The 25,931-nt window shown below is 46.1% G+C and carries 27 protein-coding genes; 2 read left to right on the top strand and 25 right to left on the bottom strand.

What is annotated here, in order from left to right:
• Positions 1-3 precede the first annotated feature (3 nt).
• Together ACVBDQ_RS02580 and hpf are read right to left on the bottom strand one after the other, a co-directional pair.
• Positions 4-498, bottom strand: coding sequence for a hypothetical protein (locus tag ACVBDQ_RS02580; protein WP_446663031.1), 495 nt, complete (start codon positions 496-498; stop codon positions 4-6).
• Positions 499-581: 83 nt separating this feature from the next.
• Entirely contained in the window at positions 582-1,130 is a 549-nt protein-coding gene (hpf, locus tag ACVBDQ_RS02575; RefSeq protein ID WP_014196756.1) for a ribosome hibernation-promoting factor, HPF/YfiA family, read from the bottom strand.
• A 174-nt stretch (positions 1,131-1,304) separates the two neighbouring features.
• Between hpf and ACVBDQ_RS02570 the strand changes: the two genes are divergently transcribed.
• Positions 1,305-2,384, top strand: a complete 1,080-nt coding sequence (locus tag ACVBDQ_RS02570) for an HD-GYP domain-containing protein (RefSeq protein ID WP_023633668.1) — start codon at positions 1,305-1,307, stop codon at positions 2,382-2,384.
• Between the two features lie 32 nt (positions 2,385-2,416).
• Here ACVBDQ_RS02570 and ACVBDQ_RS02565 read toward each other — a convergent pair whose 3' ends face one another.
• From ACVBDQ_RS02565 to flaG, 4 genes are all read right to left on the bottom strand, one after another.
• Positions 2,417-2,770, bottom strand: a complete 354-nt coding sequence (locus tag ACVBDQ_RS02565; protein WP_014196758.1) for a flagellar protein FliT — start codon at positions 2,768-2,770, stop codon at positions 2,417-2,419.
• A complete protein-coding gene (fliS, locus tag ACVBDQ_RS02560) occupies positions 2,770-3,171 on the bottom strand; it encodes a flagellar export chaperone FliS (protein WP_014196759.1) in 402 nt (133 codons plus the stop codon). Before fliS ends, ACVBDQ_RS02565 begins: the two co-directional genes overlap by 1 nt.
• A gap of 167 nt (positions 3,172-3,338) precedes the next feature.
• Positions 3,339-4,841: a flagellar hook-associated protein 2 gene (locus tag ACVBDQ_RS02555; RefSeq protein ID WP_110107567.1), complete on the bottom strand. Its 1,503-nt coding sequence runs from the start codon at positions 4,839-4,841 to the stop codon at positions 3,339-3,341.
• Positions 4,842-4,856: 15 nt separating this feature from the next.
• Positions 4,857-5,219, bottom strand: a complete 363-nt coding sequence (flaG, locus tag ACVBDQ_RS02550; protein ID WP_110107565.1) for a flagellar protein FlaG — start codon at positions 5,217-5,219, stop codon at positions 4,857-4,859.
• Positions 5,220-5,302: 83 nt separating this feature from the next.
• Here flaG and ACVBDQ_RS02545 point away from each other — a divergent pair, with 83 nt between their 5' ends.
• Positions 5,303-5,458, top strand: coding sequence for a hypothetical protein (locus tag ACVBDQ_RS02545; protein ID WP_171011192.1), 156 nt, complete (start codon positions 5,303-5,305; stop codon positions 5,456-5,458).
• 536 nt (positions 5,459-5,994) lie between these two features.
• Here the strand turns inward: ACVBDQ_RS02545 and ACVBDQ_RS02540 are convergent.
• From ACVBDQ_RS02540 to ACVBDQ_RS02450, 19 genes are all read right to left on the bottom strand, one after another.
• A complete protein-coding gene (locus ACVBDQ_RS02540) occupies positions 5,995-6,591 on the bottom strand; it encodes a hypothetical protein (RefSeq protein ID WP_110107563.1) in 597 nt (198 codons plus the stop codon).
• Positions 6,588-6,935, bottom strand: coding sequence for a hypothetical protein (locus ACVBDQ_RS02535; protein ID WP_023633660.1), 348 nt, complete (start codon positions 6,933-6,935; stop codon positions 6,588-6,590). The genes ACVBDQ_RS02540 and ACVBDQ_RS02535 overlap by 4 nt, the downstream gene beginning before the upstream one ends.
• 225 nt (positions 6,936-7,160) lie before the next feature.
• Positions 7,161-8,342 (bottom strand): UDP-4-amino-4,6-dideoxy-N-acetyl-beta-L-altrosamine transaminase, encoded by a 1,182-nt coding sequence (pseC, locus tag ACVBDQ_RS02530; protein ID WP_110107561.1) that lies wholly within the window; start codon positions 8,340-8,342, stop codon positions 7,161-7,163.
• Positions 8,343-8,385: 43 nt separating this feature from the next.
• The gene (locus ACVBDQ_RS02525; RefSeq protein ID WP_110107559.1) at positions 8,386-9,333 is read right to left on the bottom strand and encodes a dTDP-glucose 4,6-dehydratase; all 948 of its coding nucleotides are present in this window, start codon (positions 9,331-9,333) and stop codon (positions 8,386-8,388) included.
• Between the two features lie 12 nt (positions 9,334-9,345).
• A complete protein-coding gene (gene pseI / locus ACVBDQ_RS02520; RefSeq protein ID WP_110107557.1) occupies positions 9,346-10,401 on the bottom strand; it encodes a pseudaminic acid synthase in 1,056 nt (351 codons plus the stop codon).
• Positions 10,402-10,405: 4 nt separating this feature from the next.
• Positions 10,406-11,455: a UDP-2,4-diacetamido-2,4,6-trideoxy-beta-L-altropyranose hydrolase gene (pseG, locus tag ACVBDQ_RS02515; RefSeq protein WP_110107555.1), complete on the bottom strand. Its 1,050-nt coding sequence runs from the start codon at positions 11,453-11,455 to the stop codon at positions 10,406-10,408.
• Between the two features lie 22 nt (positions 11,456-11,477).
• Entirely contained in the window at positions 11,478-12,665 is a 1,188-nt protein-coding gene (locus ACVBDQ_RS02510) for a glycosyltransferase (RefSeq protein WP_318549511.1), read from the bottom strand.
• Positions 12,666-12,688: 23 nt separating this feature from the next.
• Positions 12,689-13,414 carry a cytidylyltransferase domain-containing protein gene (locus ACVBDQ_RS02505; RefSeq protein ID WP_110107550.1) on the bottom strand — a complete coding sequence of 242 codons (726 nt, stop codon included), beginning with the start codon at positions 13,412-13,414 and terminating at the stop codon, positions 12,689-12,691.
• Between the two features lie 12 nt (positions 13,415-13,426).
• On the bottom strand, positions 13,427-14,395 hold the full coding sequence (locus ACVBDQ_RS02500; protein ID WP_110107548.1) for an ATP-grasp domain-containing protein: 969 nt from the start codon (positions 14,393-14,395) through the stop codon (positions 13,427-13,429).
• A gap of 20 nt (positions 14,396-14,415) precedes the next feature.
• The gene (locus ACVBDQ_RS02495) at positions 14,416-15,093 is read right to left on the bottom strand and encodes an HAD family hydrolase (RefSeq protein WP_110107546.1); all 678 of its coding nucleotides are present in this window, start codon (positions 15,091-15,093) and stop codon (positions 14,416-14,418) included.
• A 9-nt stretch (positions 15,094-15,102) separates the two neighbouring features.
• Complete coding sequence (gene glf / locus ACVBDQ_RS02490; RefSeq protein ID WP_047819021.1) at positions 15,103-16,263, bottom strand: UDP-galactopyranose mutase; 1,161 nt, start codon at positions 16,261-16,263, stop codon at positions 15,103-15,105.
• Positions 16,264-16,267: 4 nt separating this feature from the next.
• On the bottom strand, positions 16,268-16,759 hold the full coding sequence (locus ACVBDQ_RS02485; protein ID WP_110107544.1) for a hypothetical protein: 492 nt from the start codon (positions 16,757-16,759) through the stop codon (positions 16,268-16,270).
• A gap of 190 nt (positions 16,760-16,949) precedes the next feature.
• Positions 16,950-17,858 carry a glycosyltransferase family 2 protein gene (locus ACVBDQ_RS02480; protein WP_110107542.1) on the bottom strand — a complete coding sequence of 303 codons (909 nt, stop codon included), beginning with the start codon at positions 17,856-17,858 and terminating at the stop codon, positions 16,950-16,952.
• Entirely contained in the window at positions 17,833-19,197 is a 1,365-nt protein-coding gene (locus tag ACVBDQ_RS02475; RefSeq protein WP_025949815.1) for a glycosyltransferase family 2 protein, read from the bottom strand. The genes ACVBDQ_RS02480 and ACVBDQ_RS02475 overlap by 26 nt, the downstream gene beginning before the upstream one ends.
• Positions 19,198-19,226: 29 nt before the next feature.
• The gene (locus ACVBDQ_RS02470) at positions 19,227-20,495 is read right to left on the bottom strand and encodes a hypothetical protein (RefSeq protein WP_025949814.1); all 1,269 of its coding nucleotides are present in this window, start codon (positions 20,493-20,495) and stop codon (positions 19,227-19,229) included.
• A gap of 119 nt (positions 20,496-20,614) precedes the next feature.
• A complete protein-coding gene (locus tag ACVBDQ_RS02465; protein WP_252181490.1) occupies positions 20,615-21,595 on the bottom strand; it encodes a class I SAM-dependent methyltransferase in 981 nt (326 codons plus the stop codon).
• A gap of 341 nt (positions 21,596-21,936) precedes the next feature.
• Positions 21,937-24,204, bottom strand: a complete 2,268-nt coding sequence (locus ACVBDQ_RS02460) for a motility associated factor glycosyltransferase family protein (RefSeq protein ID WP_110107813.1) — start codon at positions 24,202-24,204, stop codon at positions 21,937-21,939.
• Between the two features lie 32 nt (positions 24,205-24,236).
• Positions 24,237-25,244 (bottom strand): UDP-N-acetylglucosamine 4,6-dehydratase family protein, encoded by a 1,008-nt coding sequence (locus ACVBDQ_RS02455; RefSeq protein WP_110107538.1) that lies wholly within the window; start codon positions 25,242-25,244, stop codon positions 24,237-24,239.
• 28 nt (positions 25,245-25,272) lie between these two features.
• Complete coding sequence (locus tag ACVBDQ_RS02450; RefSeq protein ID WP_110107536.1) at positions 25,273-25,857, bottom strand: hypothetical protein; 585 nt, start codon at positions 25,855-25,857, stop codon at positions 25,273-25,275.
• Positions 25,858-25,931 lie beyond the last annotated feature (74 nt).

Below are 25,931 nucleotides of genomic sequence, written 5' to 3'. Positions count from 1 at the left end.
GAATCACGCCTTGGACTGAAGCTGCTCAATCGCCGCTTCCGCATGGTGAAGCCGCCGGTTCAGCGCATAAATTTCAAAACTTTTCTCCTCAACTTTTTCATGAATTTTGCGAAGCAATATTTGCACATCATCCACAAGCTGCGTTTCGACCCGATGAAGCGTCTCTTTCACTTCCCTCAATTCGTTTTCCACACCATCCAACCGGGTCTCTACGCCATTCAACCGCGTTTCCACGCCGTCCAACCGGGTCTCTACACCATTCAACCGGGCCTCTACGCCGTCCAATCGGGCCTCTACACCTTTCAACCGCGTTTCCACACGGTCTAACCGCTCTTTCACCGCGCCCATTTCCCGTTCGAGGCCGACGAGGCGTCCGTTCATCTCTGTCAAACGGCCATCCATCTGCTCAAACCGTTGGCGAGTTTCTTCTTGGAACACCAAAAACCCTTTTTCCATGTTGTCCAACTTGGACAAAATTTGACGCAACAATTCCTCCATTGCTCTCCCCCATTTTGCTTTTTCTCATGCATATTATAACATCCCCTGCCAAAAAAAGCAGGGGATGCGCATAGGGAGGCTGTTCAATTCGCCTCGATCAATCCGTATTTTCCGTCTTTGCGGCGGTAGACGATGTTCGTCCGGTTTGTTTCCGCGTTGGTGAAAATGAAGAAGTTGTGCCCCAACAAATTCATTTGCAAAATCGCTTCTTCGCTGTCCATCGGCTTCAAGCTGAAATGTTTCGTGCGCACGATTTCAAACTCCTCTTCATTCTCCGCCGCGGAAGCGCCGATCGAGACAGGGGCAGCCAGCTTTGCTTCTTTCTCGCGGTCGCGCAGCTTCCGATTGACTTTCGTTTTATGTTTGCGGATTTGCCGCTCCAGTTTATCCGTCACTAAATCGATCGCCGCATACATATCTTCATGGCGCTCTTCAGCGCGCAACAACAAATGCGGCATCGGAATGGTCACTTCGATTTTCCCTTGTCCATCGTTGTATACTTTTAAATTGACGTGCACATGCACGTCTTCGGTGCCATCAAAGTAGCGTTCCAGTTTCCCGATTTTTTTCTCCACGTACTCGCGCAACGCTGGAGTTACTTCGAGGTTTTCCCCGCGAACGTTATACATCATCGCTGACCACTCCTTATCTTATAAAACTGTAAATCCCTACACTTTTTATTACCCATCCAATCCATGTTTCAATCAAAAATATTTTTGAAGATTTTGTGAAAAACATAGGAAAATATGGTAAGATAGGCATAGGTGTTTTTTCTTATGATGTGGAAGGTACGGAGTGTGTGAACGATGCGAAAGGTCCATATTTCCCATGCGAAAAGCGGTGACGTGCTCGCTGTCGACTTGTTCGCCGCCAACGGCAGCGTCCTTTTGTCGCGCGGCGTGCGGCTGACAAGCGGCTACATCCGTTCTTTAGCACAAAAAGGGGTTCAATACATTTATATTGACGACAAACAAACATATGACATCCGCCCGCGCCCGCTCATCAGCCCGACCGTGCGCCAGCAGGCAGTGAAAAAAGTGTACGAGACGATGACGGCCTTGATTGAGCAAAAAAAACTGCTCAGCCGTGTGTCCTCCCTCGATTTAGGAAAAGAGTACGAAAAAGTGTTCAAAGACATTTTGGATTATTTGCTAAAACAAGAAGATTTGCTCATCAACTTGTCGGATTTGGTCATTTCCAATGGATACTTTTTCCACCATTCAGTCAACGTCGCCACCATTGCGGGTGTCATCGGCATCGCCAAAGGCTACCGCCCCCAGCAGCTGCTCGACCTTGGCATCGGCGCGCTGTTGTTTGACATCGGCATGACGCAGCTTCCTGATGGGCTCTGGCGGAAAAAAGGATTCTTGACGGAAGAGGAAAAGGAAATCGTCCGCCGCCATACGTATCTCGGCTTCGAGCTGTTGCGGCGCCAGCGCAACATTTCGCTCTTTTCCGCCCACTGCGCCTTGCAACACCATGAGCGGTGCGACGGCAGCGGCTACCCGCGCGCCTTATCGGGCGATGAAATTCACGAATACGCCCGCATCGTCGCCATCGCCGACGTTTTTGACGCCTTGACATCGGCGCGCTACCACCGAAGACAATACTCGCCGCACGAGGCAGCCGAATACCTATCCGCCGCCGGCGGCATTTTAGACTATGATCTGATCAAGCTGTTTCTCTCTCACATCGCCATCTACCCGGTCGCCACGACCGTCTTGCTCAACACCGGGCACGTCGGCGTCGTCTCGCAAGTGTTTCCGGGCTTCCCGCTCCGCCCCATCGTCCGCGTCATCAAAAACCCAGCAGGCGAGGAGCTGAAAAGCCCGTATGAGATTGACTTGCGGAAAGAGATGAACATCACGATCGTGAAAGCCGTCTGAAGCGAAAAGGACAGCGCGTGCTGTCCTTTTCTTTATCGCCGTTTGTCGTAAAACATCCCATCAAACGAAAGCGGCTGCTCATACGGGTGAACGTAGCGGACGTTCGCCTGCCGCTTCGCCCCTGTCATCCGCAAGTCGCGGCGAATTTCTTCGCACACCCGAAGCAGCCGTGCCTCAATCTCTTGATTCCAAACGATGATCTCACGGCCAAGCTCTTGTTCTTCCTCGCTGTATGGCGGCCGCAGCTTCCGAAGCAGCTCCTCGCGCTCCCGAAGCAATCGATCAACCGTCCGAAGCCGCTCTTCCCGCTCCTCGGACGGCCACGGCAGCGCCGTCGCCTCCAGCAGCTCCTTCGTCACCCGCCATACATCATGCACCACGCCCATTACGCCTGCCCGCCTTCCGCGTATTGGCGCTGCCGGTTCAGCTGAATCACTTGCTTCCACGTATCGCGAAACTCGACGACATACCCTTCCACCTCGTCCAAAATCGCCGCATCGCTTTTCACATTCGCTTCAACCAGGCGGCGGTAGATGTAGTCGTACATCGTCATCATCGACTTCGCAACCTCATACTCCATCTTCAACGTCTTCATCAGTTCCAAAATGATGTTTTGCGCCTTAATCAAATTCTCATTGCGCGCCGCAATGTCCCCCTTCTCGATCGCCTGGCGTGCGAGCTTGATAAACTTCAAGCAGCCGTTATACAGCATCAATGTCAACTCCCCAGGCGACGCCGTCTGCACGGCGTTCGCTTGGTAGTGTTGATACGGATTGTTTGTCGCCATCTTCCGTCACTCCTTTTCTATGATTCTATGATGTCCACCCCATCGCCAAGCCATCATCTGATTCAGCACAACGGGCCGCGCCGAACGCCCTTCATCTGTTGCCATCCGTGAGCGTGGTCGCTTCTTCCCCCACTGTCACCGCGACAGCGCCTCAGCCTTCAAACCGCTTACCCCTGCATGCCGCCGCCAAAGGCGTTCATCAAGTACATGCTTTGCTGATTGGCGCGCTGAATCGCCTCTTCCATCGCCGTGAATTGGCGATAGTAGCGGTCTTCAATTTGTTTCAAACGGTCTTCGAAGCGGTCAATTTGGTCATTGATTTCGATTAAATCGCGCCCGATCGCAAACTGCTGGTTCGTCCAAATCGTCTTCCCCGCTTTTTGCTCAATCTTCCCGATCGTCGCTTTGATCGTATCGCGCAGGCGGCGGGCGATCCCTTTTTCCGCATCCGTCGCCCCGTCTTGGTTAAACAACTGATAGACGGCATCCGGGTTTTCCTTGATTTTCTCCCGCAGCTTCGTCTCGTCAATGATCAACTTCCCACCGTCAAGGTAATTCGACGACGTCGTAATCCCGATTTGCGCGAGCTGCGAGAACCCGCTTGGAATGTTCGCTCCTTCGACTTTCGTGTACACATTCATCCGCATTTGGCTTAAGGCGCTCGACAAAATCGAATCGCCGCGAAGCATCCCGCTCCGCGCCTTTTCTTCCCACAGCTCGATTTGCTTTTCCGTCATCGCTTCTTTTTGCTCATCGGTGAGCGGCGGATAGTCGCGATAGCGCTCTTCTTTCAGCTTGGCGTTGATTTTGTCGATCGTGTCGTTGTATTTGTCGACAAACCCTTTAATGGCGTTAAACATCGCGTCCACATCCGTCTCCACCGACACCGTCGCCGTGCCCGTCCCTTTCACCGTATACGTCACACCGTTGATCGTAAATGTGTTCGACGAGCGGGTCGTTCGCAAGCCGTTGATGGTGATGTCGGCGTCTTTCCCTGCCGTTTTCCCCGTGAGCTCTTGCCCCGCTGCAGTATTCGTAAACCCTAATTGCGCAAAAAAGTCCACCGTCGCCTGGTCGGCGAGCACTAGACTCGCCCGCCCCCCCGTCTCTTTTTTCATGATCGAAACCCGCCCGGTTTGCTCGTCGTAAAACGCGCTGACGCCAAGATCCGCATTGTTGTTGAGCTGGGCGATCAACCCGTCCAGCGTCGTTCCTTGTTTTACCGTGATCGTCGCCTGCTTCGTGCTCCCATCCCCGTTCGTCACGTTGATCGTCAGCGTGACATCGGCGTCTACCGAGAAACTCGCTTTATCCACCCTTTTCGTAGCATCGGACAGCCAGACGGCCGATGTGGCCACTTGATTGACTTGAATCGCCGCCGCCACGTTCGCCGCACTCGAGCCCGCCGTCGCTGTGACGACCGATTCGTTCGAACTCGAGACGTTTTTTTTGAACATGCTGCTTTGGAGTGTAATGTTGGAAAACAAGTAGTCATCAAGCCCCTGAAGCAGCGTGTTCATCGACCGGTAATCATCGCGCTGCCACTCGAGCAGCTGCTTTTTCTGCTTCAATTTATCAAGCGGCATCCGCTCCGCTTTCATCAAATCGCTCACGATTTTGTCAATGTCCATCCCGCTTGCAAGGCCGCTGATGCGCAATGTATTCGCCATGTCGATTCACCACCGTTAAATTTTTTTATCCACCAAAAGCCCGACAAACTCCATCATCGCCGCGTACATATCCAACAGCTTTTTCGGCGGGATTTCGCGGATCACCTCATGCGTCTTTTCATCGATTACTTGCACGTAATACTCGTTCAACTCTTTGTGCAGCTCAAACCGAACCGACGTATGGCTCGGCTGCACGAGCTCATTCAAGCCGTTGACCACTTTCTCCACAGCTTCTTCCGAAAGCGGTTGAAAAAGGGAAGAAGCAGAACCCCCCGCTTCTTGAGGCTGCACTGCCGCGCGTTCAACGGTTGGATGCACCTGTTCGCTTCGCATCGGCTCATATGAAAGGAAAGAAGAAGACACCCGTTCAATCGTCATCCGGATCCGCTCCTTTGGTTTGGACGCTTTCTATTGTTTATATCGGATGAAACATGGGAAGTGTGAAGAGGGGAAGGAGAGAAATGCGGTGGGCAACGAAGAAAGAGTCCTTCTTGGAAAAATTGATGTATAATACAAGGTATCGAAAAGCAAAGGAGATGAGTACGTTGGGGGTGGAACATTTAGAGCAGTTTTTGAAACAGAAGAAAGAAGAGAGGGAGCGAAAGCAAATCAGCTGAGGCATTCAAGAAGACCAATTCCCTCGAAGACAAAGACGACATCGAATACGCATGGAAAATCGTCACTCCCCCGCCAAACATCCGGTTTATTGATCTAAATGAAGATTCTTTTTCCGACGCTTTATTAGAGGTTCTTGCGCGTCGAGACGGACGGTTTTGTCGGGGGAAGGAAAATTTTGTTTTCACCAGTCTTGTAGATCTATGCGCGATAAACAACTGCACAATGCAATGCCAGCTTTCTCGCTTTAGCGGTTGATAACATCGTTTTACTAGGGGAATCATGAATTTCGGCATGATATGGATTTCGTCGCGACGGACAATAAACAAGATGAGCGCCGATATCCATACAAAAACCGGCTTCAACATAGACGACAGCCTTTACTTTTTCCACACCAAAACGGTCTTGAAACCTAGAAACGACCTCTTCCTCCGTGCGTCCACCGTCTCGGTCAACAGAAACCCCTCTCTTATCTTTGAACAAAGCAGATGATGGACGATTGTGCTCCTCATCCCATACAATGCTCGGAAAAACAGCTCTAAACAGCCTTTCTTCCCGTTCGATCTTTGGGTTCATAAAAGTCAACAATGATTCGATTAATCTCCCGCACATCGTATGGGATCGATGTTTCCATTTCACACCCATCTGCATATGACACAAAAACATCAATTTTGTTTTCAAAAAGTTCAAACTCCAAGTAATCGCCATTTTCTTTTTCAAATTCAAGCTGAATGCTATCTCGTGCTGTGGGGAACAGCTTCGGCTGCTTAATGATCGTGTGAATTACATTGAAGACCTTCTCAATCAATTTACCGGAAAATGAATCGGCGCCATTTCCATTCCAATCGCTTCCCAGTTCTCTGATGGCTTGCAGTTTGGCTATGTTTTCTGCCTTTCGCACTTGGTCATAAATAAAGGGAGTCACCCGTCCAAAAGAATGCTCATTTCGCCATATCACCGTTTTCATTGGTGTTGCTGTTTCCTCAACATGGGGCAACCAAACATGTTCCTCTCCCACTGTTTCCCGAATCAATGGTTCCGAAACGGGGAAACGGGCACGGACAGCTTGGGTTTTCGGCAAACGAAAATACTCGTCGATTCCAGTAGATGAAGACTTCTCTGCGGGTAAAATCATCGCTGTGTCCCCTCGTTCCGAATTTGTTCCAACATCATAATATGCTCACCCAGCCACTCGTGAAAAAGTTTCGCGGTCTCCAAATTCATCACAACCCCAGTTGACACATAGCGGATCACATTTTCCTCATGGTCAGGGGGCTGTACATCCGTCTTTCTTGCTGGCTGTCCCGTTCCTTCAAACACGTATGTTTCCTCGTAAGGCAAGGGACGGCGTTCAAAATAAAAGTTCACAACAATCTCCCCCTGCGGAGAAATTCCGCCGTGCGCCCCATTGACGTAGACAGGATTATAGTCATCAGCAAACAAGTATTTAAAATGAACGACCTTTTCTTTGCCAGACATGATACAACCTCCATGCCACAGTCTTTATTTTCATTATGAACATACGTTTTGAAATAAACAAGATGTAACCTTGCCCTTAATACCTAAGGTCCAAATTGTTAACGATACCTAAATCATGAAACCGTATTTTTCCTTTCTCCATTCCCATCGCCATTTCCTGCCGCGATCACCAATAAAAACTCAGAAAGCTGCTTCCATCACATAAAAACCAGGCGGCAAACCTCGTTATTTTCGATAAAAGGAGAGCACTTTGTTTACCCCTTCTATAACCGTTCGAATATCATATTCGCTCATTTTCGGAAAAATGGGAATCGTTAACGCTCCTTCATACCACTTTTCCGCAATCGGACAAATGCCTTTCTTATATCCTAGTTGTTGATAATAAGGGTGGAAATAAACCGGAATGTAATGAACGTGCACACCGATATTTTCTGCTCGCAGTGCTTCAAAGATCTCTTTGCGCCCAACCCGGAAATGCTCCAATTGCAACTGAAGTACATATAAATGCCAGCTAGAATCAACATATGGAAGTTGATAAGGAATGCATACACCAGGAACGTTAGAAAACGCCTCATTATAGATCGCAGCAATTTCTCGCCGTTTCTGCACAAATGCATCAAGCTTTGTCAACTGGCTGAGCCCAAGCGCTGCTTGCAAATCCGTCATTCGGTAATTGTAGCCGAGATCCACCATCTCATAATACCAAGGCCCTTCATCATTGTTTACATTTTCTGTTATAATCCCATGCGTACGAAAGCGTTTTAATTTATGATAATACTCCTCATCGTCAGTGACAATAATCCCTCCCTCACCAGTCGTAATATGCTTGACAGGATGAAAGCTGAACATCGTCATATCGGCCAACGAGCCTACTTTCTTTCCTTTATAACACGAACCTAGAGAATGAGCAGCATCTTCGATGAAGACGAGACCATATTTTCTGGCGATTTCCCGAATTGGATCTAAATCGGCAGGCTGGCCTGTAAAATCAACGGCAATAATCGCCTTCGTGCGCGAAGTGATGGCCTTCTCAATCCGGCTTGGATCGATATTGTACGTTTTTTCGTCAATATCCACAAACACAGGTGTTCCGCCAACATACAGAACACAGTTGGCGCTGGCTGCGAAGGTAATCGGGGTCGTAATCACCTCATCTCCCCGAGAGATGCCAGCGGCAAAGCAAGCGCCATGTAAAGCGGCTGTTCCATTGGCAAATGCCACCGCATATTTCGCCCCGACATAGCGGGCCACCGCTTCTTCAAACTGCTGAATTCTCGGTCCTTGTGTAATCAACGGGCTTCGCAATGTTTCGACCACCGCTTGAATATCCTCTTCATCAATCCATTGCTGTCCGTAAGACAAAAAGGATTCACGCACAGGGGTTCCACCATGGATCGCTAGCTTCACGCCTCATTCCCTCCTTGGATACACTGAAGAAAAGCCGCCCCGACTACATGAGGCGGCTCGTTTTGATCCATTCTTCCGTCTTTTGAATCCCTTCTTCAAGAGACACTTGCGGCTCCCAACCAAGCAACCGCTTGGCTTTCTCATAATTGCATAACAACTTCTGAATCTCGCTCTGTGGGTGAATATGGGGAACATGCTCAATCCGCTTTTCATCGCCCACGATGAGCTTGGCCAAATCATTGATCGAAATGTCCCGGCCTAATCCAGCGTTCACGATTTCCCCGTTCACCTTGTCTGAATAGCCTGCCTGAACAACAAATCGTGCACAATCGTCCACATACAATAAATCACGTGTTTGCGTGCCATCGCCGTAAATGTGCAACGGCTCCCCCATCAATTTTTTCCGAATAAAGATGGCGACAACCCCGCCTTCGCCGCTCGTTTTTTGATAAGGACCATATGTATTAAACGGACGCACAACGACAACGGGCAGGTGATAAGCATAGAAATAAGACAACACCATATTTTCCGCCGCAATTTTCGCTCCAGCATACGGCGAAGCCGGCTTTGTCGGGTGAGTTTCGGCAATCCCTGTTTCATGATAGCAACGGTCATACACCATGCATGTGCTCATAAAAACCAATTTAGTTCGATGCTTCCGACATTGTTCAAGAAGATAAAACGTTCCAACCGTATCGTTGAAAAACGTCGTTCTAGGATCATCAATGGAATCCTGTACGTTAATCGATGCCGCTAAATGGTAGCAAAGATCATATTCATGTTCACGAAAAAGCTGGGCAAGCAAACGTTCATCTTTGATATCCCCGACGATGAATTGCTTCAAATTCGGATGATGGCGAAACTCGGAAATATTTTCTTCCCGCCCATTCGAAAGGTCATCCACAATCCAGACATCATGTCCATCGTCAAGCAGCCGTTTCGCCACGGCGCGCCCAATAAACCCCGCACCGCCTGTCAACAATATTCTCATACGGATCACTCCTTACCATAATAAATCCCATGTCACCGGCGTTCCTTTTTTTACGTCGCGTTTCACGGTTTTTCCAAGCAGCTGATCGAAATATTTCGGCGGCAATCCATTGCCAGGACGAATCGCGCGCACATTTTCCTTCGTCAACGTCTCGCCTGCCTTCATATCTCGCACAATGTATAACGACCGGCGATGTTTCAATGATGCTTTCTCCGCGTCCGTAGGGCCATATTGAACATGGCCGATGCTTTGCCAAGCCCGTTCCGTTTCCGTCACCAAGGCAGCCATTTCATGCGGTTCCATGGAAAAAGCGGCATCCACTCCTCCTTCTGCGCGGGAAAGGGTAAAATGTTTTTCAATGACAGTGGCGCCGAGCGCAACAGCGGCGACACTGACTCCAATGCCCATCGTATGGTCGGACAGTCCGACTTGACATTGAAACAGCTCTCTCATATGCGGAATCGTCGCCAAATGGGAGTTCTCCGGCGTCGCAGGATAGGTGCTTGTACATTTTAACAAAATCAGATCCTGGCATCCCGCTTCCCTCGCCGCTCTAACCGTTTCGTCCAACTCCGCCGCTGTTGCCATTCCTGTTGAAATAATCAATGGTTTCCCCGTCTCGGCAACCTTGCGGATCAAAGGCAAATCCGTATTTTCAAACGAGGCGATTTTATAGGCAGGCACATTCAGTTCCTCTAAAAACTCAACGGCCGTTTCATCAAAAGGAGTGCTGAACGCGATAAGCCCTAATTCGTTACAGCGTCGAAAAATCGGTTCATGCCATTCCCAAGGCGTGTACGCTTCCTGATAGAGCTTATAAAGCGAATTCCCCCGCCAAAGGTTCTCGGGGTTATCAATAAAAAAATCTCCTTCGTCCATATCGAGCGTCATCGTATCCGCCGTATACGTCTGCAATTTCACCGCATCGACGCCTGCTTGCGCTGCCGCCTCCACGATGGCCAACGCTCTTTCCAACGATTGATTATGGTTACCGGACATTTCCGCAATAATAAACGGTTTATGATTTGGCCCAATAAGACGGTGGCCGATTTGAATGTCTTGGATCAATGAATCATCCCTCCAATAGCGCCTTCACGACCGGATGTACAATATACTCTTTTGTACTCCCCACCAATTCGAGCGCTTTGCGGCTCATGTGCTTCAGCTCTTCCCGTGAAGCCATCGCTCTATCTATGATATCGGCATAATCAGCCGATTTTACATCTGCATGCCAACCTATATTCCAAACGGCTCCGTACGCGGCAGCGTCTTCCGTCGATCGCCTTTGGTTCTCCGCCACGATCGTCACCGCGGAGGGCAGGCCGAGAAAGCATCGTTCCCACATCGACACGCCGCCGGCCCCCAGCGAAAAATCCGCCTTTGCCATCAACTCAGCAAGGTAATCAATTTGGCAATGGTAATGAAAGCCCATTTCACGACAGAATTGTTCCACGCGAAAACGATTCGAATTGGCTTTCCCTACCACAACGTCAACTTCCACATCAAGAACATCCAACTCCTTGAAAGCATGCAGCGCTTTCTCCGTTTCATTCGTCGGATCGCTGCCGCCGAAAAACAGAAGGATCCGCTTCACTTGACCGTTGCGAAGATTGGAGAATTTTTTCGCTTCATAAAATTCCGGCCGCAACAACATATATTGTGGACCTAACAATAGACGGCAGCCTGGCGGCACAAGTCCATGATACCGCTGTTGAGAATGCTGGTAATAGTTTTGATCCAACAAAATATCGCATTCATGAGAACGGTTCGCTAAATCATCGATCACCATCATACGGCCGACATAGGCTTTCACGTTTTCTTCCCAGCAGCGATCAAGCTCATAATGGTCGACAATGCACCAATCGAGCGATGGAAGCTGCTGCCTAATCACCTCAATCGTCCGCTTCGCATCGATTTTTTGTACAACAGGTCCTTCGTACACAAGGCGAAGCACAGGAAACCCTTTATGTTCAACCTCATCGCACAAATCCCCTGGGCCTGCCCTCATCGCAAAATAAACGGCACAACCAGCTTCTTTCAGCATCTCCGCCAACGCCAAACAGCGCATCACATGGCCGGTTCCGATCGCAAACGATGAGTCGACACGGAATAAAATATTCATGATCCTATTCGCCTCTATCCATTCAAGCCATAAAATGTTTGTGATACATCACCGTTTCAACGATTTTTTCCGCTCTTGCCAACCAAGTATGCTTTTCCATCACTTTCTTTCTTCCATTCTCAGCAATCTTCTGCAACGTTACTTTATCATCCAAAAATGACTGTATCCTAGCATGAGGATATGGAGCAAAAGAGTACAAAAGAAGATCTTCTCCGTCCTTAAATTCACTTTCCAAAAATAGATTATTGTCTGTCAAACTAACGGATCCATTTAGCATAGTCGTAAAAATTCTCTCATGACCACCGTGAACGAAATTGGGCAAAACATTCAGAACAAGTTTGGAGTCCCTCATCTTCTCATATACATCTCCAAAACCAATAGCCCGATTCAACTTTATGGAATGATGATTAGTGAATAAAGTTTCCCATCCATTCCCATATACTTCAAATCTAGCATCCAACTTGGCCGTTTCCAAAACCGCTTCCATTCTTCTCCTGTTTCGTATATACAAATCTACATTCACAAGATGACTCCAAAAGTTAACGTGATGCATATATTCCTGATCAATTCCATAGTCGACAAATACACTCTCAGCTATATCAATTAACGTTTGATTATGAGTATATAAATATTTTTCCATAATTGCATCAAACAATTTACCGATATACTTATCACAGTCTGTCCACTGTTTTCGGAAGTGATCTGGATTTGTAAACGTCCCCACAAATAAAATATCGATCTTTCTCTCTTCTATTGTCTTACTTGAAACAGAAACCTCATGATACGAAGAACCATGAGGAATAAAAACTTTGGAATATACTCCATTCAAAAAGGTTCTTAGAAATGAAAGATGGGCTTGATCCACAGTCGAAACAATGAGATTTTTTACTCCTTGGTTTAATCGATTTATATGATACATAGGATGGTCAACTAAAAAGGCGAATAATGGAATATTTAAATGATCATATAACGACTTATCTCCAACCTTTATGTCAATTCCCATGGCATTCATGGATAAGAAGAAAAATACCTCTTTTTCTCTTAAAACTCTTTCTAGTTCTGCTATCCATGAAGATGCTAGAAGATCTATAATTTTCACTTCAAAACCAAGTCGTTGAAAACTTGCAGCGAGATCTTGAATAAAATATCGAAGCACACCATACTGACTTTGCCCATTATAAAGGACAATCGTTTTATTTTGATCACTCATCGCTTTGCCTCCGCGTACACATGTTACACCACCGGTTTTTGCTGAACGTGGGCGTTGAGCTTGGCCACATCGGGATGAGCCAGTAAAAACTGAACGACCTCGCTCGAACGAACAAGCCGATTCCCTTTGAAATGGTTCGCAACGGCCGCGCACAATTGATAGTCTTCTTCGGTATCCAATGTGATGCGCAACTGCGGTTGACAAATGTCTTTCGGCGCTTGAACATAGGTGCGGCGGAATTCACTCGGAAATTCATAGGCATAGTACGTCACATGCTCACGATGACGCGGCTCTTTCCCATGATGATAAATGTATTCGAGCGCGGAAAACGACATCATTTCCACAACTAGACCACGCGGCAGCTCTCCTTCCACTATGACAATATCAGATGGCTCAGCCTTCATGGCCGCAACAATTTGATTGGCTAGTTCAAAATCAACAAACGGACAATCCGCCGTCACACGAATCACATAGTCAGGCTGATAAGGTTTTGCACATTCATAATAGCGCGCAAGCACGTCGCCCTCTGAGCCGCGGAAACAAGATACATAGCGTTTCTGGCACCAATTTTCAATCGCATCATCTTGCATCAGAGTGGACGTCGCCACCACCACTTCATCAATTTCTTCTACTTGTTGGCATCGTGAAACAACATAGTCCAACACAACCGTATCCCCAAGCGGCATGAGCACTTTTCCCGGCAGCCGAGACGACCCCATGCGCGCTTGAATGATGATGATCGTTTTCAAGTCGATCCTCCTTCACCAATCGATCACAAAATCGGCTGGATGTCGAATTTGCCTCTTCTCTTTCGGTGAACGATGAAATGGATAATCGTCCAAATTCCTCCCCTGCGCCTCAAGAAAGAACCAATAAAAACTGTCCAACCCCACTTCGATGCTTAACGTCGAAGCCCCACCAAAGCGGGGGTTGCACTCGATGAGATGAAACTGCCCCTCACGATCAATGATCGCCTGCATCACCGCATGCCCGTATAACCCTAAATAGGAGGCGACAGCGGTACACATGCCCTCTAATTTTTCATTTCTGATCGTGGTGGTGATGTGCGACTCCCCATTGACCACGTAATCTCTTTTTCGCGCTACTGCTCCTTTCGCTCGCCCCATCCGCGTCATGTAGAGATCGATGCTGATCTCTGTCCCAGCGATAAAAGGTTGAAAAACAGGGGCCTCCAGCTCCTTGGCATGCCAATTTGCTTCTTCTTTTGTTAAACAAAGCCCTATGTTTCTCGCCCCCGCTCCGTAACGCTCCTTCACAACATAATCACCATGGTTCAGCTCTTCCAGCGAAAGTGCTGTCGGAATGACAGGAAACCCTTGAGCAGAGAGCCGCTCATAAAACCGCAGCTTGTCGAGACAAGTCTCAATCGCGTTCCGTTCAGACACCATAACAACTATACCATTCTCTTCGAATACTTGACGATAGGAAGAAAAGAATGGAAGCTCGCCATCTCTTGTCGGTATAATAAAGCGGATGCACTTTTGACGGCAAATCGAAATGAATTCTTCAACAGTGAACTGTTCAAGTGAAGGCATGTGCCAAAATTCGTCGACAAAATATTGGCCAATGCAGCTACTGTTTCGATCAGCCCCGATCAAAATCCCTGGCATTCCGATTTTCTGCATGGCGCGTCGAACCGCTTGAAGCAACGGAATCTTTTTGGAAATGCTGGTCACCAATACGTGTATACGAACCACCTCTTTCACCAAACGCGGAAAAAGCCTCCCACCTACAAACGCCTGTCAATCAATTCGGTCAACGAATGAATCGTCATGTCCGCTTCGTATTCGTCCCCCAACATCGTTCGCATATGATCGCCGACATCTCGAATGATCCGCACCGTGCCCATCCCAAGCCTTTTCGCGGCAATAAAGTCTTTATTTGGGTTATCGCCGATGTATACGCAATCGCGAAAATCCACCCCCAACTCCTCCACCATCTTGCGATACGGCGTTTCGCTCGGCTTCCAATGTTCCCTTCCCAAATCGCCGGTGACGATGATGGCATCTACGACATGCTCGAGTTCAAGCGCTTTGATTTTCGACCATTGCATCGTCGAATCCCCATCCGTGATGATGCCAAGCTTTTTTCCTGTCTGTCGCAAATGAGCCAGGACTTCCTTCGCATCATCATATAGCGAAATATCGGGCCGATGACTGCGGTAAAGACGGACGAGGCGGGCAATATCGGCGTCAATCCCTAGCCGCGTGCATACGTCATCAAACACCCGCCCGCGCCCATTTCGCCGCCATTCATCGATCAGCATTTGATGAATGCCGTCTATCCCTATGTCTGGACGCTGCTTCGCCAGCTCATTCGCCACCGTCCAAAATCCCGATCTGACGTAATCGTACTCGCAATATAGTGTGTCGTCGAGGTCGAAAAGATAGACGTAAAAATCATTCATTTTCCTTGTTCACCGTAAAATGTAATTTTTAAATACCGTAAGCGCCCTTGCGATAACCGCATCCATATCATAATAGCGATATTCAGCCAACCGTCCTACAAAGAAAACATGAGGGAACTGCCGCGCCCACTCTTTATATTTGGCATACAACTCTAAGTTTTCTTTTTTTGGAATAGGATAATAAGGAATATCCTTCCCTTTTACATTTCGTTCATAACCTTGAGGATATTCTTTGACAATTGTTGTTGATGAATGCTCTTGGCCAGTTAAATGTTTAAATTCCGTAATTCTCGTAAATTGATATTCATTCGGATAATTGATGGTACCAACAGGCTGCACAAACTCCTTTTGAATGTTTTCAAATTCAAAGCGAAGAGAACGATAAGGAAGCTCACCAAATTCATAGTTAAAAAATTCATCGATTTTCCCTGTATAAACCAATATTCCTTTAAATTCCTGCCCAAACAAACTGATCTTTCCATTCTTAACGTCAATGTCTATTACTTCTTTATAATCCGTATTTAACATAAGCTTAATATTAGAATGGGATAATAACTTTTCGAAAATTTTCGTATAACCTTCTTTTGGCATTCCCTGATAAGCATCTTGAAAATAGCGGTTATCCCTAGAAATATATACCGGCACTCTTCCAGTAACCGTCGGGTCTAGCTCTTCCGGTTTCATTCCCCATTGTTTTGTCGTATAGTTCAGAAACACTTTTTCATAAACAAAATCCGCCAAAAACTTTAAGTCCTTATCATCCGTTTCACGCAACTTCAAAATGGGAACTTTTACGTTATAACCGAATTTGCTCACTAACTTCTCTTCCAAAGGTCTGGCAAACGATTCAGGTAACAGCTCATGTAATGTATTTAAATTAAACGGAATCGGAACCTTTTTCCCATCAATCGAACCGAGAACATGATGATGATATAAATGCCAATCCGTAAATTGCGACAAATAGTCCCATACTTCTCTGGAACGAGTATGGAAAATGTGCGGCCCATACTTATGGACTAAAATTCCGTTTTCATCATAATAGTCATACGCGTTGCCACCAATATGATTTCTCTTCTCAATGACTAATACCTTTTCATTTAATTGAGTAGCGATTCGTTCTGCAATGACTGCTCCAGCAAATCCCGCACCAACAACGACATAGTCAAACATGTTGCTATTCTCCTTTTTTTTCAAGCCTTTTTAACACGAATGGCAAGAACAGAACAACCCATAACCCGGCGATAATTGATCCAGTCATAGATACAATTGACATCATGATATGCTTCATTCTCATCCAGCGAATTTGTCCTGGGGTAATGTCCCATAAATCAGAAATCAGATTGCAAATTACTCGCCTTTTCGACTTTAATGACAATGAAAATTGAAAAACATTAAAAAAGCCAGCTCCGGTCAAATTGGAAACGGGGATGATCACAACATCATAAATTTCGTTTTTTAATTCGGGCACCGGTCTTTTGATCGAAAAGGATTGCTTATAAGGATATACAATGATTTTTTTGATGACATCATATTTTTCTACAAGTTTGACACTGTGTTCATGTGTCAACATATGATACTCGTAATCAGGAAATGTATTGATAATCGCCTTTAGGTTGTTATCTAACTGCTGCATACTTGCAGATCGAACGATTAATAGTTTTTTCATCCGACTATGTACTCCTTAATAACCATGCATAGATGCTTCAATTCCTTTTTCACCCAAAAGAGGCCGGTGGGATGAAGCGGCTGATGCCCATTATGGATCTATCGAAAAAACTTTGTCATATTCATATCCTTTTCCCAATCAAAGCCGCTGAGTTGGATGCAAAACCTGTTTGCCACCGGCCTCCTAAGTGTTACCGATAGAATGTAAACGAAAGATTGAATGGGACACGCAGCTTCTGTGCGATAGCCGGATCCACTGCCTTTCGCTTTCCTTTTAATTTGTATGCTTCACGAAAAGCTGACCACATAGCCCTTAAGTAAACCATGGTTTTCTGTTCCATGGAATAATAAAGGCAATCATATATTAATATAAGAGTCGTTTTTAACGCCATATCCATAGGATAATGCTTCCAAACGAGCCAAAACGCATTTCTTGTGTAGTAGAACGGCGCTCTCCAAGAAGCGCGATTTTTAGGCGAATACTTGTGATAAGAAACAATGTTAGAATAAAATTCAATGCGATACCCTGCATTCCAAATTTTAAAGGCGCAATCCATTTCATTATAATAAAGAAAAAATTCTTCAGGATAATATCCAATTTTTTTGAATAAATCTTTCCGAATCCCTACGCCCGCACCATTAAAAGACATCAAGTAGTCGCTGGCTACGGCCTTCACTTCTTCTGTTTCATCTGTATCCTCTAATTCGTTTTTAATCTCATCGTAATGATCATAATTGCGCACATCAAAAGCCACTGCACCCAGCCGTTCATCTTTTTCAAACACTTGAACCATTCGCCGAATCGCATGTCTGGCGGGGAAAGAATCATCGTCAATGATCACAATATACTTTCCCTTCGCCTGCTCGAATCCAACATTATACGCAGCGATGCCTATATTTTTTTTCATCTTGATCAAATGTACATCAGGAAACTCGGCTTCTACCATTTGTGCTGTCCCGTCGTCGGAAGCATTATCCACAACGATGATTTCCAACGGCTCATAGTCGATCTTCTGAATATGACGCAAACTCTCCCGTACGTCATCTTTTCGATTCCAAGCCAACATGACAATACTAACTAATGGGGATCTTTGCATCATCTTTATTCCCTTCTTCTTGCACGCTTAATACATGTCGCAAATGCAAAAGTCTAGCATAAATCAACGGGGCCATCCCTTCAAACAATTGTTGTCGCAAATTCCTTACTGCTCGAATAGCATCTCTTCCCTTTCTTAAATCCATAACATTAAAAAACTGATCGACCACAATGACATGTGACACGTTATCGGGTATATCCAAAACATGCTTACAAAAATATAGAACAACTGTATCATTCCTGATGTCTTGTGCTCCCATCCATTGTGATCCAACTCCATTGTCACCCACGGATCTTACAACATATTCAATCCCTTTTCGAGCCATATAATTCATCAGAATAGTAGGATTGGCATCAGACTCTGCTATGACTATAACTTTAGAGGTTGATCTCAATACCGGCTCCAAAAGGTCAACCTTTACAGTTTCCATTTCAAAAATTCGATGTTCTTTGGCTCTTCCTGTTACATTATTTAGTGCATCCTCGTAGGCCATATAAATAGTCTGCGCGACTGTACGTTTGCCTTTCAATCCTCCAAAATAGAGCGCTTTAAACCATTCATCAACGATCATTTTAGCTAAATTCATTAAATTATCTTGTTTTGCATATTTAGCAAAAAAACGGATTTTATTTCTGGTTAAATAATAATGAGGAAAGGTGCTTGTGTGCAAGACGGCTCCCGTTTTATGCCAAACTTTGGCCCGTGAACATGCAACAACGCGATACCCTCTCTGTTTAAAACGATAGCACCATTCTATATCATCCCAATGAATAAACCATTTTTCATCCATCAACCCGATCTGACGAACCGCATCTGCACGAATTAAAGCGCAACATGCTGGAACGTAATCACTTTCCACTATGTACGGCAAATGCTTTGGCTGCAAGACATCTTGATAGAAAGGCACCACTTTGAACTCATCCCAATCAATGGCGGCTCCCACTTCCTGCAACTGATCAGGAGCGTCCATCTTATAAATCGCCGAACCAACAATACCAATGGAAGGATCCTCTTCCAATACATCTATTAAATGTTTTATAGTTTCCTTGTCAATGACCACATCGTTGTCAAGCAATAAAATATATCGATGCCCAGCTCGAAGTGCCTCTCTCATTCCCCTATTAAATCCACCTGTCCCGCCTTTATTTTCATCATTCATAATAAGCGTTAGTTTCCCACCAAATAATTCTCGCACAAGTTCGGCTGATCCATCTGTGGAGGCATTATCCACCACATATAATGAAAAATTTTGATACGACGAATCTAAAACTGATTCTATACAACGGATTAAATATTCCTTTTTATTAAAATTGCAAATCACTATTCCCACTAAAGGTGCCATGTTGTCAACTCCTTTCGTTCTTCTTTCCGTCAGCGAATCATAAAAAGCTCCCTATGTTTTTCTAAAAATGCTTTCATACTTTCTTCCTGTAAGAAAAAGGAGAAATGCCCACAGAACACATTATGCACTACACACATGACACGTGAAAGTTCTACACATTTTTGACATAGATCCTCTTCGTCTCCCCCTAGCATGCCTTCCTTCGTTCCAATTTTGAATCCCCCGATTTGTTCCCAATATTCCCTGTTAAATAGAATCGCTCCTATACTGAAGCGATGAGGCACAGTTGAGTAGTCGAAAGGCTTGCTAGCAATTTTTTGAGCTACCTCCTCTAAGGGAAGACTATGTCGCCATATCCAACGAGCAACCTCTGGGTCATAATGACACTTAATTCCATTGGCCGCATATCTCAACTCTCCAAACACCTGCTTATATTCCTGATCCAACTCCAACGCTTTGAGGAATTTCACGTAAGTGTATCCATTCAGATTAATTATCGGCGCAACAAATCCAGGATGGAACAACCCCTCTTCAATAATACGGTCATACCCGGAACGCAATTGTTGAAAATATCGTTCAGTCACAAAAATATCTTCATCCAGCTTAAAAATCCATTCTGCATCTTGATGTTCCGCAATCGCCAAGTTTTGCGCCAGCGAAACGTCATTGATCTTTGTATATAAATATGACCATTGATGACGCTCAGCCCAGCGCGCCAACTCCTCGGAGTAGAGGCCGGAAGATACGATACAAACATCGACATTTGAAGGGACATACTTCGCCAACCTTCCAAGAGTAAAAGGCCAAAGATATGGTTTATACCCCGCTAGTACGACAGCAAGTTGACAGTGTCCTTTTCGTCTATCAATGAAGTCATAGCATTTAGATTCGCGAGCTATCATTTGTATGTGTGTAATAATACTTTTCTTTCCTTTGCTCATGGCCTCTTGTGAGTATAATCGGATGATTTCCACTTCCTGTTGCCTGACAGTCTGAAGCCGCTCATAAATTTCCTCTTCAAAGGTAGAAGAAATGATAATCGCTTTAATTCCAGCCGCCATTGCCTCTTCCACCGTGCAAATAGGCAAACCGAATTTTCCTTCTCCTTCCACGTTTTCATCACGATCAAGTAAGCAGGCAATTTTCGTGACAAGCTGGCCGATTTCGCCCAATAACCACTCTGTATGCTTCCCTGTGCCGTAAATGGCCACTTCCTGCTCATTGTATCGCTCCAATGCTTCCCTAACAATCTCAACACGCCAATCTCTTTGCTGAAGATTATGAAACAGCTTAAGCATCTTCCTATCTCCTTGTCACCGCTTTTAACTTACATTTCTTCTTCACAACATCCACTTCCCTGAAACTCTTCTTTGCTTCTCCTTCATCTATGGTTATAGCAAGGAAAAGGCAGCCGATTTCATGACGTCCTACTTCTTCCCTTGATTTTTACCGCTACTTGTTCATGATAACGACAATAGGCTATGTACTCGAATTCGATTTGATTATTCGTAACAAATTCTTGAAACGCTTTAAACTCTCCGTTCTTCCACCCTGGGTAGTTAAAAAATTCGTCAAATACTATAATGGTTCCCTCTACAATTCTCTCGTCTAATGCATGGAAAATATCCCGTGTCGAGGAATATAAATCGCAATCGATATGAATAAACGAACAATGATCATGGTTTATTTGCAAAAACTTAGGCAAACTTTCGTGAAACAACCCTTGAATTAGTTGGACATTATCGTTTACCCTCGGCAATTGATCGATTCGAAAGGCTCCTCGAGGAAATCCATCTCGCCAATCCTCAGGCAATCCCGCAAACGAATCGAATCCATAAACGGTATGAGGAACTCTCGATGAAATAAAATTAATGCTATCTCCTTGAAAAACACCAAACTCCAAGAAGAGCCCCCCTGTTTCCGCTAAACTCAACGCATATTCCAACAGCGAGTAGCGATCTGGAAAAGAAGGGACCCTCATGAGATGCTGTTCAACAAAATCAACAGTTTCTTGAAGAGCTCTCCTTTGCAACTCCTGTTCAATATTTTTAACTCCCGTATCCACATATTGTTCCAGTCTAACCACACAATGACGAAAACGTTTCCTTTCCTCTACAATTTGAAGACCATTATAAAAATGGATTCCTTCAATCAACTGAAATGACTCCAACTGTTTTTTAATCTCTTCATAAAAAATAGAGGCTACAAAAACTTTCAATCCCTTCAACGGTTGCTCAGCGATCACTTCTGGAGAATACACAGGATATCCAAAAAACATAGTCCCCCATTTTTCCGAATCGTTGTCAACAAAGAAATCGATTTGGAGATCAATGAGTTCCCTAAGAATTTTTTCCCCTCCACTGCTTGCGCCGAAAATAATCACCATTTCCCTTTTCACTCTCCTGTTCCTTGCACAGATGAATCTTTCAAATTACTTTTTTATTTTTTACCAACAGTTACACTTGATGGATCTTCACCGCAACATGTGCTTGACAAGCAATACAGTTTCCTGCGCAAAGATGTGCAAAAAGCGCTGATTTGTTGATTTTCCCTCACAAGCGTAAATAGGGTATGTTCAGAAAAAATCAAGTACAACTTTTGGTGAAGAGCCCACTTGATATTTTTCTGAACATCCATATTCATAAATATTAGAAAAATCGGTAAATTTATAATTTCTGCGTATATAGGAAACTTTACGGCTTGTCAAGTATAAGGTTGTGGTGATGACCTTTTTCTTATTCATTCCTGCCATTCGACCCCTTGAAAAAGAAACCAACCATCACCTTGCAACCCAATTTCCACCACATGTTCTCCAACATTCAAATTATGCTTTTCGAATAATAACTGGTTAAAACTAGGTGGAAAGGGGGGATGTACGCGTTTTTCTCTGCCCGAAAATTTTTCAATATGACCGTCAATTGCGATCCGAATCTCATCCGAACACTCCGCGTGCCTCGCCCCAATCACCCGAAGCGCCGTCCCTTTAAACGTAAACTTAATCGTGGCATTCGGTTCGTTCGTTTCGTAATATGCGCTGATCACCTCCGCTTCCCCGGACGATTGTTTTTCAATTCTGATCTCCTTTTTCCGCCATTGGCCGATGTATTGAAATTCACTAGATGTGCATTCGCGTCTCTTCCAGCCATCGTCCTTCTGTTTCAGGGCGGGGTGCAAGTATGTTTGCACCAACGGCGCCATGTCGTTGTAGACTTGTTGGCATAGATGCAAATAACTGCGGAACGCCCGAACCACCTTGCCCGCTTTCACCACGGGGTCTTGCTCTTTGCGGATGTGGTGCGCTTCCTTTTGCAACATTTCCGTATAGACACGAACGACAGGCCGGACGTATACGTCAAAAAAGTCGTTTTTGGTCAAGCGGCGGAACTGCTCATCGAAGCGGGCGAACAATTTGCGCAATTTGTCTTCTTTTTTTCGAATAGCGGCTTGCTCCAACTCATGAAACATGGCTTCAAGTTCATTGTATCTCTTGATGAAATCGGTCATCGCACGCTTCATGCTCCCGATTTTGTCTTCCACCCCTTGCATCCCGTTGCTTTCTTGGCCGCCATGCCAGTTTTCATTCACGGCTTTCTGCGTCAACCGAGTTTGAATGACGGCCTCCAGCGGAACGAATGGGGCACCAGCAATATCCGCACCACCTTTTGTCGTGTTGATGACCTCGATCTGAGCATACTTCTGGATATAGTGCTCCATCAGCAGCCGCATTTGGTTGAGCGATTCATTCGTCGTGACAAGATGTCCATATACGTCCTTCACTTGCATGAGGCCGCGCCGCTCATGTTCGAGCACTTCAGCGGTCTGCTTTTCTCCCCGTTTGATTTCTTTCGCATAATAGTAATTGTCGCGGAAGGCGAAATTTTGCCCGACAAGAATGACCGGATTCGCCTCCAGCTTCGCCAAGATTTGCAATGTAATGATGGCGATCGAAAACGCATCATCAATGACTTCGCTGCGGTCAAGGCTGTCCAAGTAGTACGGCGTGACCGTATCTTGGGATGTCACGGCATAAAACTTTGGCCCTTTGTATTTTTGAATCGTTTCGTATCCGACGCTTGTCCCGTAAATCATCGGCACGTGGGCGTCAATGCCTTTGTCAATCATGTCCCAAAACACAGCGAAATTATGAGCCTGTGGATCATACGTGCAAACAGCGTCAGGAAGGATGCCGTTCGCCACTAACGCTCGATTCGCCGATCCGACGGCAAAGATATAGGCCAGCCCTTTTTCCTTTATATAGCGAAGGTTGTCATATTCCTCCTGCAGAGACGGCCCAGCGGCCACGAGCAAGACCGGCTTGGAACGAAAATGCTCTTTCCGGCTGAAAATGCTCGGCGATCGCAACGTTGTCGGCAAGTTCATAACGCTGTTTAGGGTCCAACGTTTGCTAAAGGCAAATTCTGTCGCCAAATTGATGCGCTTCGACTGGAGAATATCTCGAAACTGTTGGACAAATTGTCGATATTGGTCGACGAAAATGCGCTCATAGCTTGGCAGCGCCACAAGCCCCACATTCGTCTCGAGCGCGTTGGCAAACTCGGCAAAAAACTGCCTGCGCGATTCCTCGTCCGTTTCGACATACAAATAGCGAAGCCGATGAAGCGGCCATTCGGTCACCCGTTTGCACGACAGAAAGCGGAAAAAGACCCACGGATTCGGTTCATAAATGGTGAACGACTTATCAGGAAACATGGATAACAGTTTTTCAACATGATACCCAAGCCCGATGCCGTAAAAAAATAAATGGTCGCATTGCTCCACTTGGTCTTTGAACTGCTGGGCGAGGCGCTCGGCTTCCTGTTCGGGATTGTATTTGCTGTGCAAATACAGAGGGCGTTCATCTACATGAACTTGAATCGTCGGCGGCCCAGCATGGGACCGGACGATTTCATATTGCGACCAAATCGGAGCATGCTCAATTTTCTTCCATAGCTGCCAAATGGATGGATAGTGGTTTTGCAAAAAGCGCTCATTTTCTGCCAACAACATGATGCTCATCTCTTAATCACTCACCGTTCCTCCTATATTAAGCCCTCTGCCAAAATCCAACGGCGCAATGTTTCTTTCTCAATCATCTCGCCTTGAAACGGGTTTTGGCACGGGCGGATGCTCCATTCCTTTGGATAGGCATGCGGCTTCCAGCCAAAGGGAGGGCCGATCACATACATGTCGTCCGTTTCCCACGCCGTATGCGCTTCATCTTCTGTCATCAGCTCTTCATACATTTTTTCCCCCGGGCGCAAGCCGATCTCTTTGATGCGAATGGGCTCGTTGATGCGATATTTCTTGGTGACTTCTTCAATCATCACCTCAACTAAATCTTTCAGCGCCACCACGGGCATTTTCAGCACGAACACTTCTCCGCCCACGGCCAGTTCGTTCGCTTTTAGAATGAGAGAAATGGCCTGCGACGGCGTCATCATGTAGCGAAGCATGTCCATATGGGTGACGGTCACTTCCCGATCCTCTAAAATCTGCTTTTTAAACAACGGAATGACCGAACCGCGCGACCCCATGACATTGCCGAACCGCACCGCCGAGAAAATCGTTTTCTTCGGTCCTTTTTGATACTCGGTCGCCGCGATCAACCGTTCCGCCGTCAGCTTTGTCGCGCCGTACGTGTTCGTGGGCGAAATGGCCTTATCCGTGCTGGTGAATAACACCTTTTTCACTCCGGCGCTCAAAGCGGCTTGAATGACATTTTGCGTGCCGATGATGTTCGTTTTCACCGCTTCAAACGGATTGTATTCACAAGCGGGCACATGCTTCATGGCGGCGAGATGAAAGACGTAGTCAATATCCTCCATCGCCCGCAGCACCCGCGCTTCGTCGCGGACATCTCCGATTAAATAGCGAAGCACTTTGGCATGTTGTTTGAATTGTTGCGCCAGTTCAAACTGTTTATGCTCATCGCGGCTGAAAATGCGAATGACGCTCGGGTCATGCTGCAAGAGCGCTTTGGTGAGATGCTGCCCGATCGTCCCCGTGCCGCCGATAATTAAGATTTTTTTTCCTGTGTAAATGCTCAATTCGGTTCACTGCCTTTGCTGTCTCTGTTTAGTTGACCACGTTTGTTTGGACATGCTCGGTCATTTTCTTCCATAGCGGCTTGATCTCATACTGGATCAAGTCGGCGATCAAAATCGCGTCGCCTGCTTCTACAGCTTCGAGCAATTGCCGCAATTGTTCCGCCAGCGTTTCCCGGATGCGAGCGAGCGCTTGGCGATCAAGCGAATGTTTCGGGTGTTCGGTGAGCCAATAAAGAGCTTGGTCGATCCATTGGATTCCTTCCAGCATTTGCTCGAATCGCATCCACGCATCTTCCGAAGGCGTTTGGTAAAACTCATCAATGATGCGCTCAATCTCTGGCAAGGCGCGCAGCAAATACGAATGCATCGTCTGGAGTACATCTTGTATGTATTCTTCGATCGTCACCGCTACCACGTCAATCGTGCGGATGAAATCGATTCGTTCCTCCACATAGGTTTCAAAATCGTCATATACTTCGACGCCATCGATGACGAGATGACTCAATTGCCGATCCGCCTCGTCAATCATGGAGAAGATTTTTTGGAACATCGCTTCAAGCTCTGATCGATCATTGCGATATTCAAACGTCTGTCCGAAAATGTTGAGTTGCATGTCCTGCACTCTCCTACACGAGATTTGTCGACTACTCTCTGACACCTTCTATCATTATTATCGGATCATTTTTG

This window comes from Geobacillus sp. CCR, from assembly GCF_052906625.1.
This window is presented reverse-complemented; position numbering and strand designations above follow the sequence as displayed.

Excerpts from the sequence above, each read along its gene's own strand:
- ACVBDQ_RS02580 (WP_446663031.1), bottom strand. The coding sequence starts at position 498 with ATGGAGGAATTGTTGCGTCAAATTTTGTCCAAGTTGGACAACATGGAA.
- hpf (WP_014196756.1), bottom strand. The coding sequence starts at position 1,130 with ATGATGTATAACGTTCGCGGGGAAAACCTCGAAGTAACTCCAGCGTTG.
- ACVBDQ_RS02570 (WP_023633668.1), top strand. The coding sequence starts at position 1,305 with ATGCGAAAGGTCCATATTTCCCATGCGAAAAGCGGTGACGTGCTCGCT.
- ACVBDQ_RS02565 (WP_014196758.1), bottom strand. The coding sequence starts at position 2,770 with ATGGGCGTGGTGCATGATGTATGGCGGGTGACGAAGGAGCTGCTGGAG.
- fliS (WP_014196759.1), bottom strand. The coding sequence starts at position 3,171 with ATGGCGACAAACAATCCGTATCAACACTACCAAGCGAACGCCGTGCAG.
- ACVBDQ_RS02555 (WP_110107567.1), bottom strand. The coding sequence starts at position 4,841 with ATGGCGAATACATTGCGCATCAGCGGCCTTGCAAGCGGGATGGACATT.
- flaG (WP_110107565.1), bottom strand. The coding sequence starts at position 5,219 with ATGACGATTGAACGGGTGTCTTCTTCTTTCCTTTCATATGAGCCGATG.
- ACVBDQ_RS02545 (WP_171011192.1), top strand. The coding sequence starts at position 5,303 with ATGCGGTGGGCAACGAAGAAAGAGTCCTTCTTGGAAAAATTGATGTAT.
- ACVBDQ_RS02540 (WP_110107563.1), bottom strand. The coding sequence starts at position 6,591 with ATGATTTTACCCGCAGAGAAGTCTTCATCTACTGGAATCGACGAGTAT.
- ACVBDQ_RS02535 (WP_023633660.1), bottom strand. The coding sequence starts at position 6,935 with ATGTCTGGCAAAGAAAAGGTCGTTCATTTTAAATACTTGTTTGCTGAT.
- ACVBDQ_RS02525 (WP_110107559.1), bottom strand. The coding sequence starts at position 9,333 with ATGAGAATATTGTTGACAGGCGGTGCGGGGTTTATTGGGCGCGCCGTG.
- pseG (WP_110107555.1), bottom strand. The coding sequence starts at position 11,455 with ATGAATATTTTATTCCGTGTCGACTCATCGTTTGCGATCGGAACCGGC.
- ACVBDQ_RS02510 (WP_318549511.1), bottom strand. The coding sequence starts at position 12,665 with ATGAGTGATCAAAATAAAACGATTGTCCTTTATAATGGGCAAAGTCAG.
- ACVBDQ_RS02495 (WP_110107546.1), bottom strand. The coding sequence starts at position 15,093 with ATGAATGATTTTTACGTCTATCTTTTCGACCTCGACGACACACTATAT.
- glf (WP_047819021.1), bottom strand. The coding sequence starts at position 16,263 with ATGTTTGACTATGTCGTTGTTGGTGCGGGATTTGCTGGAGCAGTCATT.
- ACVBDQ_RS02485 (WP_110107544.1), bottom strand. The coding sequence starts at position 16,759 with ATGAAAAAACTATTAATCGTTCGATCTGCAAGTATGCAGCAGTTAGAT.
- ACVBDQ_RS02480 (WP_110107542.1), bottom strand. The coding sequence starts at position 17,858 with ATGATGCAAAGATCCCCATTAGTTAGTATTGTCATGTTGGCTTGGAAT.
- ACVBDQ_RS02475 (WP_025949815.1), bottom strand. The coding sequence starts at position 19,197 with ATGGCACCTTTAGTGGGAATAGTGATTTGCAATTTTAATAAAAAGGAA.
- ACVBDQ_RS02470 (WP_025949814.1), bottom strand. The coding sequence starts at position 20,495 with ATGCTTAAGCTGTTTCATAATCTTCAGCAAAGAGATTGGCGTGTTGAG.
- ACVBDQ_RS02460 (WP_110107813.1), bottom strand. The coding sequence starts at position 24,204 with ATGTTGTTGGCAGAAAATGAGCGCTTTTTGCAAAACCACTATCCATCC.
- ACVBDQ_RS02450 (WP_110107536.1), bottom strand. The coding sequence starts at position 25,857 with ATGCAACTCAACATTTTCGGACAGACGTTTGAATATCGCAATGATCGA.